At 56.4% G+C, this 12,423-nt stretch carries 13 protein-coding genes; 3 read left to right on the top strand and 10 right to left on the bottom strand.

Annotated elements, in window-relative coordinates:
- Positions 1-36: 36 nt before the first annotated feature.
- A complete protein-coding gene (locus VGK23_02950; GenBank protein HEY3419485.1) occupies positions 37-1,149 on the top strand; it encodes a TIGR00303 family protein in 1,113 nt (370 codons plus the stop codon).
- 7 nt (positions 1,150-1,156) lie between these two features.
- On the opposite strand, the gene VGK23_02945 is transcribed toward VGK23_02950, so the two are convergent.
- From VGK23_02945 to VGK23_02905, 9 genes are all read right to left on the bottom strand, one after another.
- Positions 1,157-1,780, bottom strand: a complete 624-nt coding sequence (locus VGK23_02945) for an NTP transferase domain-containing protein (protein ID HEY3419484.1) — start codon at positions 1,778-1,780, stop codon at positions 1,157-1,159.
- Positions 1,756-2,520, bottom strand: a complete 765-nt coding sequence (gene cobS / locus VGK23_02940; protein HEY3419483.1) for an adenosylcobinamide-GDP ribazoletransferase — start codon at positions 2,518-2,520, stop codon at positions 1,756-1,758. Before cobS ends, VGK23_02945 begins: the two co-directional genes overlap by 25 nt.
- A gap of 23 nt (positions 2,521-2,543) precedes the next feature.
- Positions 2,544-3,677 (bottom strand): phosphatidylglycerophosphatase A, encoded by a 1,134-nt coding sequence (locus tag VGK23_02935; protein ID HEY3419482.1) that lies wholly within the window; start codon positions 3,675-3,677, stop codon positions 2,544-2,546.
- A 2-nt stretch (positions 3,678-3,679) separates the two neighbouring features.
- The gene (locus VGK23_02930; GenBank protein HEY3419481.1) at positions 3,680-4,690 is read right to left on the bottom strand and encodes a cobalamin biosynthesis protein; all 1,011 of its coding nucleotides are present in this window, start codon (positions 4,688-4,690) and stop codon (positions 3,680-3,682) included.
- Positions 4,687-5,823, bottom strand: coding sequence for a histidinol-phosphate transaminase (locus tag VGK23_02925; GenBank protein ID HEY3419480.1), 1,137 nt, complete (start codon positions 5,821-5,823; stop codon positions 4,687-4,689). Before VGK23_02925 ends, VGK23_02930 begins: the two co-directional genes overlap by 4 nt.
- Complete coding sequence (locus VGK23_02920; GenBank protein ID HEY3419479.1) at positions 5,820-6,617, bottom strand: ABC transporter ATP-binding protein; 798 nt, start codon at positions 6,615-6,617, stop codon at positions 5,820-5,822. Before VGK23_02920 ends, VGK23_02925 begins: the two co-directional genes overlap by 4 nt.
- The gene (locus VGK23_02915) at positions 6,607-7,653 is read right to left on the bottom strand and encodes an iron ABC transporter permease (protein HEY3419478.1); all 1,047 of its coding nucleotides are present in this window, start codon (positions 7,651-7,653) and stop codon (positions 6,607-6,609) included. Before VGK23_02915 ends, VGK23_02920 begins: the two co-directional genes overlap by 11 nt.
- 4 nt (positions 7,654-7,657) lie before the next feature.
- Positions 7,658-8,743 carry an ABC transporter substrate-binding protein gene (locus VGK23_02910; GenBank protein ID HEY3419477.1) on the bottom strand — a complete coding sequence of 362 codons (1,086 nt, stop codon included), beginning with the start codon at positions 8,741-8,743 and terminating at the stop codon, positions 7,658-7,660.
- Between the two features lie 346 nt (positions 8,744-9,089).
- On the bottom strand, positions 9,090-10,193 hold the full coding sequence (locus tag VGK23_02905) for an MEDS domain-containing protein (GenBank protein HEY3419476.1): 1,104 nt from the start codon (positions 10,191-10,193) through the stop codon (positions 9,090-9,092).
- A 164-nt stretch (positions 10,194-10,357) separates the two neighbouring features.
- Here VGK23_02905 and dcd point away from each other — a divergent pair, with 164 nt between their 5' ends.
- Positions 10,358-10,849: a dCTP deaminase gene (dcd, locus tag VGK23_02900; protein ID HEY3419475.1), complete on the top strand. Its 492-nt coding sequence runs from the start codon at positions 10,358-10,360 to the stop codon at positions 10,847-10,849.
- On the opposite strand, the gene VGK23_02895 is transcribed toward dcd, so the two are convergent.
- Positions 10,826-11,845, bottom strand: a complete 1,020-nt coding sequence (locus VGK23_02895; protein HEY3419474.1) for a class I SAM-dependent methyltransferase family protein — start codon at positions 11,843-11,845, stop codon at positions 10,826-10,828. The two genes, dcd and VGK23_02895, sit on opposite strands and share 24 nt — an antisense overlap.
- Before the next feature lie 58 nt (positions 11,846-11,903).
- Between VGK23_02895 and dph5 the strand changes: the two genes are divergently transcribed.
- Positions 11,904-12,423: diphthine synthase (gene dph5, locus VGK23_02890; GenBank protein ID HEY3419473.1), on the top strand; the 520-nt coding region annotated here is incomplete at its 3' end.

Here is a 12,423-nt window from a genome sequence, read left to right as displayed (position 1 = left end):
GATGTATCATCCAACTACTTTGAGAGGTGTCAACAAATGAACTTCAAAGTCCCTGAGGACATCCTGATCTGCAATGAGGAAGCGAAGGCCAAGGCATTCGTCGAGAAGGTCTGGGGCAAGAGACCGACATTCATCTGCGTGATAGGTAACACCGAAACGGCGAAGATCCCTGGCATATCGGCCGCGGGCGCGGTTCCGGCCATCACGGATTTCACGCCTGCCGCGGACATTGAATTGCTATATTATGGAAGATGCAAGTGCATCGATGGAGTGCCTGTTACGCCGAACGGCATACCGACACCGGCGCTGGTCACCATGAGCGCAATCGGGATGACCGGAATGCCGTTCTATGCCGCAAACGGGGGCGTCCGGGTACGGCCCCATGCGCCCTATTTCGAGCTGGAAGGGTATCCAGGAGAGGACATCAAGACCGGGGCGGCGGTCCGTGATCCCAAACGGGTCTACGAAAACGCGGTCATAGCCGGAGAGAACCTGGCCAAGGTCTCTGACTATCTGGTCGTTGGTGAGAGCATAGCCGGGGGAACGACGACCGCCCTGGCGGTCCTTTTGGCATTAGGCTACAACGCCGACGGCAAGGTCAGTTCGACATTGCCGGAAAACCCGCACTCGCTCAAATCCTCGATCGCCAAGGAGGGCATATCCAAGTCCAGATCGACCCCTGAGCAGATGAAGAACGACGGCATGCTGGCCGTGGCGGCCGTCGGGGACCCGATGATGCCGGCGGCAGCCGGTCTGATCGTGGGCGCGGCCAGAAAGGTCCCGGTCATTCTTGCCGGAGGGACCCAGATGGCCGCGGTCCTGGCCGTCGTGAAATCGATGGAACCGAAGGCGTTGGACAATGTCGCGCTCGGAACGACCCGATGGATCATGAAGGACCCATCCGCCGACCTGGTAGGCATCGTGAAGCAGATCGGCCACGTGCCGGTCCTGGCGGCCAACCTGGACTTCTCATCGACCAAGCACGATGGGCTGACCTTCTACGAGAAGGGCCTGGTCAAGGAAGGTGTGGGCGCCGGAGGGATATCCATAGCGGCATTCTGCCAGAGCAGCGGGGCGATCACCTGCAAGACCCTGTTCGCCGAGATCGAGAAGAACTATGAGAAGATCATGGCCCTAGCCAAACACTAGACACGGACTACCTGGGTCTCTCCTCCAAAATCCTTTCTGCCAGGCGGAGGTCGTGGACGGTATTGACGTTCACGGCGAACTCCTCCTTTTCGGTGACGAAATAACCGCCTGGCAAGAAGTTACCGGTCAGCATCTCCTTACGGTCAACCACGCTCACCCCGCAGAATGTCAGCGGTCTGCCTTCAATCTCCTCGACATACGTGACGATCAATCCCAGCGACTCAACGACCTTTGGCGGCAGCGCCACCGTTAGGGAGGGCTGTGCCCTTTCATCATAGGTGGCGATGAGCTCGTCAACCCCGGCAGAGGTGATCAGCGGCATATCCGAAGGACAGACCATGACGGCGTCCTCCTCGATGGCACGCATAGAGCTGTTCAGATCGGCCACATAACCGTTACCTGGCGTTTCGATTATCACAACGTCGCTGCCATCGAGATGATCTCTGGTCTTCGGTGCCAAAGGGCTCACCGATACGTAGATCCGGTCGATCCTCGAAGATCTGGATAGTTCTTCCAGAATACGGTCTATCATCGGCACGCCGGCGATAGGCACCAACGGTTTCTCGACACCCAGTTCGCTGATGCGGCTGCCCTTGCCGCCGGCGGTCACCAGTGCAGCGTGGCCAGGCACCAGACCACCGCCGAGACGGTCAAAAGCACGAACGGCCGGGAGAATTCGTTGGTAGCACCGAGGACATCCCCGTTGACGCAGCCGAACCCTTTCATGGCTATCCTGGCGGCGATCGTTCCGACCACGCAGCTGATGACCAACGGCGCCACGATCATGAAGATCAGCCAGTACATCGACAGCCCATAGTACCAATAGAAGGCGTAACTCACCGGTATGATGAACACCAGCGAGATCAGGGCGGAGATCGCGGCCGTCTTGGCCGACGCGTTCTTTACGAAAATGCCACCCAGCCCTTCCCGGGAGGAACCGGCCGAAGCGGCGAAGACCATGGCGTTCTTGTTCAGCAGTTCGGCCACGAACGGCCCGAAGAAGACCAGCTGCGGTGAGAGCTCACCTAGCGCCACGATGCTCAGCGCAGTGAAGACGATGGAGTATCCGATGCCTCCAGCACCGGTGTGCGAGTCCTTGACCGCCCTCATCTTCTTCTCCTGGTCGCCGCTGCATATCATTCCGTCACCGAAATCGCTCAGCCCATCGAAGTGCAGGAAACGGTTCAGAGCATGGACCACCAAAAGGGCCAGCACTCCTGCGGTCAGAACGGTGAACACCTGTGATAGGGCCCACATCAGCGATCCGGCGATCAATCCGTAGAACGCTCCCACCAGGACAATCAGGTAGAATCGTTTTGACAGCCCGACAACCTCTTCGCCTTCGACGTCCAGCGGTATCATCGTGAACATCGAGAATGCTGCTTTGACCGCGCCTATTGTAGTCGTCCTTCCGCCTCCAGTAGATCAGAGTATATCCTGGACATTACCGCGCCGATCAACGCACCCACGATGTCGTCGAGGAACGGGCCGAGCTCGGCCAGGATGCCGGGCTTCTTTCGGTCGTAACGAACGTATTCGAACAGCCCCTTGGTACCGGTGATGTACTCCGCCAGGGCGATCCCCATGAGCTCGTCGGCCAGCAGGTGGACCGGATCGGATTCGAAGACCCCGTTGTCGAGACCGTAGAGGTCCTGTGAATTGCCCGCATCCTCCAGAAGGATGGCCCCCTTGACCATGGCGTTGACGTTGATGTCCTGCCGGAGCAGGTTCATACGCTCCACGAATTTGCCCTTGAGGAATCCCTCCGGCCAATCAGGGTTGGGGAACACCAGCTTGTTGGCCGCGGTCCACATCTCCTCCATGGTGATGCCCCGGTCGTCCAGCAGCTTGATGAAATCCACTGGGCCAGGCCGGGCATACCATTTGAGCGTTGAGGCGGCCACCGCTTTGCGTACGGCGCGGGCCATGCATATGCCCACATCGGTCGCGGTGCCAGCATACTTCTCCCCATCGCCCTCCGGGCAGCAGATCGCTATGGCATCGCTGGTCGTCCCGGTGCCCTTGGTCTTGGTATCCATGAGGGCGGCGGTCTTCGCCTCGGTGATGGTGATCAGGGAGTTGGCCATGCCAGTCTCGTGCAGAGGCCTGTCCAGGACGACGATGATGTTGATCGTTCCGGGACCGTTCAGTCCACGGACCAGGGCGTCGGTCATGAGCTCCCCGGCATAGACCGCGTTCTTGACTCCAGATGTCGCGACCACGGTGGCGTTGATGCCATGATACTCCTCGCTGACGATCGTGATCACTTTCTTCAGGTCGACGGCGGTCATGAAACCGACCGCCTCGGCGCAGAGCCCGAGCGTCCTGCAGATATCGACCACTTCCGATTCGGGGTCCGTGCCATTGTAATGGATGGGGACCTGGATCGAGAGAAGGGTGTCCGAGACCGAGAACCCTCCGTTGAGCACCGTCGTGCTGAGGACCTTCATTCTCTTCGGCAGCCGTACCACCATTACCGTATTCTCTCCGACCTCCCTGAACTCCGTAGTCACTTCCACCTTGCCCATGATCACAACCACCCGACTAGACCCGAGAATAGGTTTTCGATATATATCTGGACATTGAGCCCGACGAAAAGGAATAGCGGCAGCACCACCAGTGCGATGAACAGCAGCGCCGAGACCTTCATCACCTTGACCGTATTGCCGATAACCTTCGGGTCGGTCGGCAACGGCCCGTCGCCCATGACGTACCATCCTACTTTCTCAAAACGGATGCCCAGGCCGCCCGCGAAGGCGGACATGGACCATCCCTTGTTCGGCGAGAGGGTGGCCTTGTGGTACTTCTTGGCGTCCCTCCATGCACCCCTCCAGTCCATTCCGAGGATCATCAGGGCAAGTAGGATGAACGGAAGCGATATCCGGGCACAGATGTAGTTCGTGCAGTCATCCAGCTTGGCGCTGAACCATCCTACATGCGTGTACGGATGGTCGATGTAGCCGACCATGGCGTCCAGCGTGTTCGACACCCGGTAGAAGATGATAAGAGGCATGCCTCCCAGCCCGAAGAAGAACAACGGCGAGAAGATGCTGTCCACGGTGTTCTCCGCCGCCGACTCGGCCGCACAGGAGATGATATGCTCTCGGTCCAGTTTGTTGACGTCGCGGGAGACGATCATCGAAGCGCCCTTCCTTGCCGCCTCCATGTCGCCACGTTCCAGAGCTTTCTGGATCGGCAGCGTGTGCTTTCCCATGGCGTTGATGGCGAACATGGTCTTCAGGATCAGCGCACATCCGATGGCCCAGATCACCGCTCCGAAAAGATCGCGGAGCAGGAACAGCAACAGCGTGAACATGAACGGGAAGAGCAACAGGGGCACCAAGGCCAGGAATATGCCCTTCACCCGCTCGGAACCCTTCCTTCCGTTCCTCTTGGTGTGCCGGTCCATGAACCCTATGACCTTGCCGATCCAGACCACTGGATGGGCGGCGTTCGGCGGCTCGCCTAGCAGTAGATCTATAACGACCGCGAGAACGAGCGTCAATAGACCGTACAGGTATAGATCGGACAGCAAGATCATTCACCCTTAGATTTCAGGTTCTCCATGATCTCGGCCGTCCGCTTGAACGCCTCCACCAGGTGCACGTTCCGGTCATGGGTCTTGACGGCGAAACGGGCGAACTTCTCGAACGGCCTTCCGAACGAACCGCAGTCCCGAACCAGGACGTTGAACCGGAGCAGCAGGTCCTTCAGCTGCTTCGAGTCCAGACCGCCGTTGACCCGGTTGAAGAAGAAAAAGGCGTCCGGTCTCGAGGCCGAGACGACCTCGGTCCTGCGGATGCCCTCGAGCAGATAGGACTTCTCCTCGGCCATGAGGCGGGCAGCCTTCTCGATGTGACCGTAACAATCATCCAAGAGCCTTGAGGCGACGTGCATCTCCACCTGACCCAGGTTCCACGCCAGCCGGGCGTTGTCCATGTGCCGGATGAGGTCCTTCGAGCCCACGGCGTATCCTACCCGCATGCCCGGTATGGCGAAGCACTTGGTGAACGAGCGGATGATGAAAAGATTGTCGTGGCTCTCGGCCTCTGAGACGCAGGTGAGGTCCCGGGCGTTGTCCACCAGCTCGAGCAGCGTCTCGTCCAGGAAGACGATGGTGTTCTGCTTTTCGCACTCGTCGATGATCTCCACGATACGCTTCCTGCTTTCCACGACACCGGTGGGGTTGTTGGGATTGCAGATGTAGACCACCTTCGATCCCGACTCGATCATGTAGTTCAGCCGGGCGAAGTCGAAATGGAACCCGTCGATCTCGCAAAGCGGGAAATCATGCACGCTGGCGCCTCTCATCCTAAGGGCGAACTGATACTCGGCGAAGGTCGGCCGGGGCATGATGACCCCGTCCCCCTTGTTGATGAATACGTCTGGGAACAGACGGATAAGCTCGGCCGAGCCGGCTCCGAGCATGATGTTATCCTTGTTGACGCCGAACCGTCTGGATATTGCATCCTTGAGCTCCATCCCGCCGTCGTCGGGATAGTAGATAAGCTTGTCCGCGGCCTCCAGCATATAGTCACGGACCTGCGATGGCGGACCCAGAGGGTTCAGGTTCGAGCTGAAGTCCTCCACGCCCTGGTATTTCCAGCCCAGGCCGCCGTGAATCGGCCGCTTGATGTTCAAGAGGTCCGCACGGACCAGTTCCTCCACGTTCATTGCCTTATCGACCTCTTTGGAATGGCATATATCTCGTCATCTTCGCGGAATATCCTGACCTCTACCCCGTACACGTCCCTGATGTTCTGCTCGGTCATGACCTCCGACGGCAGACCGAACGAGACTATCCTGCCTGCGCTGATCATAAGGACCCGGTCGCAGAACTTGGACATCAGGTTGAGGTCATGCGATGCGGTGATGACGGTGATCCCGGTCCTTGAAAGGGAACGCAGCTCTTCCATCACCTCCAGCTTGTAACGGAGGTCGAGGTGGGCGGACGGCTCATCCACAAGCATCACCTGCGGGCGCTGGACCACCGCCTTGGCCAGCAGCACCCTGGCCTGTTCCCCAGAGCTCAGTTCGTTCAATTTGCGATTGACCAGGGATTCCAGCTTGAACGTGGCGATGGCCTTGTCGACGATCGCTTCGTCCTCCTTGCTCTCCCACCACATTCCGCTGACGTACGGGTACCGGCCTAGGAACACGAACTCGTGCACGGTCAGCGTCAGGTCCTCGGCGGCGTCGGTCGGGACGTTCGCGCAGACCCGGGCGATCTCCTTGATCTTCATCTTGTCGATGTTCTTGCCTTCGACGAAGATGGTGCCGACCTTTGGCTTGAGCACTCCGTTGATGCATCGAAGGAGCGTGGTCTTGCCGGAACCGTTCGGCCCTATGAGGCCGATGAACTCACCCCTGGCGCATTCTAGATCGATCCCGTCCAGGGTGTTCTTCCCGTTATAACCGAAGGATATGCCGCTTACCTTCACGGTTACCGTGCCAGTTTCAGGCCCCATATTCCTTCCCCCTCCTGATCATCAGGTATCCGAAGAACGGAACGCCTATCAATGATATTATCGCCCCTATCGGTAGTTCGGATGGCATGATGACCGACCTGGCCACGATGTCTGCGAGAAGAAGGACATTGGCCCCGATCACGATCGATGCTGGCAGTAGCAACCTGTGGTCGCTGCCTACGATCATCCGGGCGGAGTGGGGAACGATCAGACCCAGGAATGCGATGACACCCGTGAATGCCACACAGATACCAGTCAGGCAGGAAGTAAGGACCATCATGACCCTTTTGAAATTGCGGGTGTTCAGGCCGAGCTGACCAGCCTGCTCTTCACCGAGGAGCATGACGTTCATGTCCCTTGCGTATACCAGCATCACGATGACGATCGCGATCGTCGGTATCAAGATGATCAATGTCTGGTTCAGATCAACATTTGTGAACGAACCGAACATCCAGAAAAGTATGCCCTTGTGCTCGTCCGGGTTCAGTACCGCAAGGATGTTGGTGAACGATGACAGGCCCAGTCCGATCATGACCCCGGCCAGTACGAAGCTAATCGGCTTTCCTCCGGCCGCCTCGGATAGGGACAGGGTCAAAGCAAAGGCCGCGATGGCACCTACGAAGGCGGCCAGAGGCATAGAATACACGCCGATGCCCACCACTGATACTCCGCCCATCACCACGAGGGAGGCGCCGAGCGCGGCCCCAGACGAAACACCGGTGATGTAGGGGTCGACCAGCGGATTCCTGATGATCGCCTGCATGACAGCGCCTGATATCGAAAGGCCGATGGCCACCCCTATGACGGACAGCGTCCGGGGCAGCCTTGAGCTCAATATGATCCCTTCATCCAATGACCTGTTGGGGTCACCCGGGTCGGTAATGAGATGAAAGAAGGAGGACATGGCCGTTTCGAAGGACATGCCATAGGCACCGACCGCCAAGGAAAGGAAAAAGAGCAGGGTGAGCGAGATGCTTCCGGCTATTACGATAAGCAATAACCTGGACTTCGCCCGCTCGACCACTGAACCGTTCAAGACATCACCGAGATATGGACGATGTCATGACCGTTTGCTGGGTGATCGCTCCGGTAATTCCGCTCTGGGGCAAGTAGATGCCGTAATCGCTTCCCAGTATATTGGGTATGCTCTCTCCGAACATGGTCGGATACAGCATATCGGCCAGCAGTTGGGTCGCTTGGACCACTCTTATCCCCTGGCGCAGGAAGCAGCTCTCTGCCTGGTCCTGGATGACGAAGACCTTGTTGTTAATGACGGCGTTCGTGTACCGCAGAAGGGCATCGCCCTTGATCTGGTCCAGGACCTCCTGTGAGGTCAGACCCGGTATCATCGACGATGCGACAATTATCACGTCTGGATTGGCCTGGACGACGCCCTCCTTCGAGACGATCAGATAGCCCGAGGCGTTCCCAAAGGCGTTAACGCCGCCGGCGGCGACGATGATATCGTTAATGAAGGTGTTCCCGCCATTCACGTAGATCGAGGGGCTCCAAGACACCATCACCATCACCTTGAGTTTGGATGGTATGCTGCTGGTCGCGTTCGATATCGCGGACAGCTTATCGTTCATATCAGTGATCAAAGAGGCGGCTTTCGCCCCTTTGTCATATATCTGTCCGATGAATTCTATGTTCTTCTCAATCTCGGTGACATTCTTACCCGGGTAAAGTGAAACATATTTCATGCCCAGCGAGTCGAAAAATGTGTTCAGATCCCGCTGGCTTTTGACCCCCGCGTCCAGGAGGACCAGGTCGGGGTTGAGTCCAGCTATCTTTTCCTTGCTAGGCGAATAGAAACCGCCAATGCTGGTGAAGATTTCTTTCGGGGATTTCCCGGTATCGTTCAGAGGGTAGTCACAATAGTCAGTGACTCCTACGATCGTGTTATTGACCCCCATCGCATACAGAAGTTCGGTGGTGCTCGGCGAGGCCGACACGACCCTCATAGGTGTCGAGTTTAGCGTTACATTGTTCCCCAACGCGTCTACGAAGGTGATCCTGCCGACGTCCTTGGTTTTAGTGTTGTTCATACCGACAAAAGCAAACAAGCTTACAGCGACCAATGCCATGACGACGACGACCGCTATGATTGCACCTTTCTTCACCATTCTTGAAAACCCCCTGTTCTTTCGGCCCCTACAGCCGCAATTGGATGATACATCCAACTAATCCTTGAACGTTTCAACCATATTAATAATTGCCGAATTCGATGGAGTACCTAGTCACTACGAACAATCGTCTTTCCGATGAAGACGCGTCACCTTGCAGAGATGAAATTTAAAAAGAGGAGGAGGGGAGCGAGGTGGTGTCGAAATCGATCCTTAATGCATCCGCTCTTGAATGTACTGGTATCGAGTGCTCCCATATCCCATGTTACACATCGCCACCATGGTATATTAACGTCGATACCTGAGTATCAATATTGAGAACAAGACCCACTTTCTGAGTATATTTTCAGGCATCTTTTTCATTCTCGTCCAACTTTCTGATTATTGTTGTAACGTTCGTAACTTTGTCCCCATCCTTCATCGGCACCTTGCTCACCTCGGCTAACACCTTGATGCCGTTCGGGTTGTATATCCGTTGGGAGACGATCGTTTCCCCACTCTTGAACACTTGAGCGTATTCGTCCAATTCCTGTTTTGAGAGCCGCGGGAACGCCTCTAGAAATGGCCGACCGACACAGCGGCAGTTCACTCCGAGCTTGTCACCCATGACCTCCATTGCCTTGTTTATCACGGTGACCCTATAGTCCTGGTCGATGACAATGACCGGTTCATTGATCGAATCCAGTGTGTTGCGGTATCTTAGCTCGGATATCAGGAGGGCCCATTCCACCATTTTCCTCTTGTTGATCTCCTCACGAAGCATCCGATTCGTAGATTCAAGCTCGTCGTGGCTCTCCTTGAGGCTGAGCTCGTTATGATGGACGTCGATCAGGTTGTCCATCAACCTGTACAACTCAGGGGAACCGCCCTTGGGGCTGAACAACTGCTCGGGCGGGATATAGAAAAAATTGTTGCACACGATCCCTCTCAGGATGATGATAGGATGGCTGAGTATGGCGTTTATGATCACGTCGTGCTCCTGCTCGTTCAGATCAAAGAGGCTGATCCGAACTACCTTATTGTCCCTCACCACCCCGCCCATCCTCGCGACGAAGTCGAGATGGACCTCGGCGTCACCAAAGGCTGCGGGCGAATACGACGAATTGAACACCCTCAATCCAGAAAAACCTTGATCCACTGCCTCGTTGATCATTCTCTCGAATAGAGCGACGGTCCCATCTGGATCGAAGCTCGGCTCGTCAGGGAATATGTCTAGGACATCCTGAAAGATCAGGGCTCCACAGGCCTTGGCGGAATCCACATCGATCCTTGCCCGCCGGAGATGGGTCTCGATCTCGTTACCTTCAAAGGTCGCTATCAAACACCTTTCATTCCTCTCTATGCCGATCCGGCACAGCTCGGCGAGCAGATCGAACATGCTTTGTTGGGACTCGTAGATGATGGCCACGTGATCATGAAGGTCTATGGAACGCAGTGACTTTGGATTCACTTTGTCCTCATGAGCAAAAAACGACATTCTGGAAGGAGAATTTCGTTTCGCGTATGATAACTATTCGCTTTGGTTCTCCGAGTCGGCGATACAGCCCTCGATAAAGGATCGAACGTTAGGATAGTGCGTTACACTAATGTGCAGGAAGCGAGTTGAGGTGGGTCATGTGCATCGTTCCGGACCATGAGATCGTCGAGATGATGAATAGCGGGAGACTTGTGATAAAGGACTATTCTGACGCAAGTCTCACCCCCAACGGGTACGACCTGCGCATAGCCGAGATCAGGATGGCAGATTCCGGTGAGACCAAGCGTGAGGGAACTGCCATCATCGGCCCGGGAAAGATGTTCTTCGTCAGCACCATAGAACATATCGAACTGCCCGATGATATCGCCGCCCAGCTCTGGACCAGGACTTCCTGGATAAGAAAAGGGCTACTGATCGGCCTTGGCAAGATCGATGCCGGATTCCATGGAACCCTCACCTTCACAGGATTCAACGCCTCCGCCCATTCGGTCGAGGTCCCCATAGGCTGCCGTTTTGTGCAGATGGTGTTGGAGAAGATGCATTCCAGTTGCGAGATGACCTACGAAAAGAGGAGCGGTAACTACCAGGGTCAGAAAGGGATCACTCTAGCACCAGTCACGAAGAAATAGGTCGGCGCTGAAGACGCTGGCACTTGGGGAGTAGGTCTTCAGTTCCTCCTTGTGGGCTATGTCGACGCAGACCCCCATGCCTCTGGCCTCGAGCACCATCTGGTCCAGAACCGAATCGATCTCGTTCCTTTCACAGATATGGTAGAAGTGCATGGTGCCGCCGATGTTCAGCCGTGTCAATGCCTCGGGGAAGAACTGCCTGGCAGTGTGCGGCAGGTTCATCACGATCCGGTCGGCGCATGGTATGTCGAATATAAGGTGCTTGGAATCACCCTCTAACGGGACCACGGTGGTGACCTTATTGATCTCGATGTTCCTTTTCATGTACTCGATGCATTCCGGATTGATGTCCAGTCCGAACACCACGAACGGTTTCGCTTGCTTGGCGATCATGATGGCGAAAGGACCGATACCGGAGAACATGTCGATAACGGTCTCTCCATCCCTTACCAGCGATGCCACTCTATGGCGCTCGCCAGCCAGTCGGGGATTGAAATAGACGAGGCTGGGATCGACCAGCAGTTTGATCCCGTATTCCTGGTGGACGGTCTCCAACCTTTCGTCGCCGGCCACCACCTCCAGGTCACGCACCCGGAACTCTCCCTTGACGCCTTTGTCAATGGCGACGGTGCGAAGCCGCGGGAACGCAGATAGAAGGGCCGAACCGATCTCCTTTGCGTAAAGAGATAGTTCGTCCGGCAACCGGAATATTCCGATGTCACCGATGACGTCGAACGACGTGGGCAGCAGGGGCCTGAGCTCATTGGGCAGAGCTACCAGAGATTTATAGTCCGTTTCCATGAGGCGGCGCTCATCGAACTCTTCTTCGCAGACCTCGAGTCCCATGTCGGGAATATTGTCACCGAGCACCGGGAACAGGATCGAGTCATCCTCCCTGATGATCTTTAGCGCCGAATCCAGGACTCCCAGGTCTAAAAGCTTTTTACGGACGGACTCGCCTTCACCCTTCGGTACGCGAACGCATAGAGAGCGCACGGTGATGTCGATGGGCGAATTGCTATTTGTTGGTTTAGGGTTGGGCGGGGTGGACGACATGAGCGTCCGAGCCCTTAGAGAATTGAAGGGCTGCGACCAGATATTCGTGGAGTTCTACACTTCTAGGCTGATCGACGCCTCGCTGGAGGATCTCGGTAAAGCCATCGGTAAGGATATCACGGTGCTCAGGCGGAAGGACGTGGAGGAGTCGGAGATGGTGGTGGACGCAGCCAAGGAGAAGAAGGTGGCGTTCGTCACTGCCGGGGACACCATGGCCGCAACAACCCATGTGGACCTGCGTATCCAAGCGGTGGATGCGGGAATCCCTACCAAAGTGATCCACGGGGTCTCGATCTTCAGCGCCTGCCCCTCGTCCTTGGGGCTTCAGCCATACAAGTTCGGAAGGACCGTCACCCTACCGTTCGTGGAGGGCGAATATTTTCCCTCCAGTCCGTACGAACGCATCCTGGAGAACAAGGAACGCGGGCTGCATACGATGGTCCTTCTGGACATAAGGGAGGAAGAGAACCGTTACATGACCTCGATGGATGGGGTCAACTGGCTCATGGATGCGGAGA

This window comes from Methanomassiliicoccales archaeon (genome assembly GCA_036504055.1).
Classification (GTDB): domain Archaea; phylum Thermoplasmatota; class Thermoplasmata; order Methanomassiliicoccales; family UBA472; genus DASXVU01.
The sequence above is the reverse complement of the archived record's forward strand: the minus strand, read 5'-3'. Positions and strand labels throughout refer to the sequence as shown.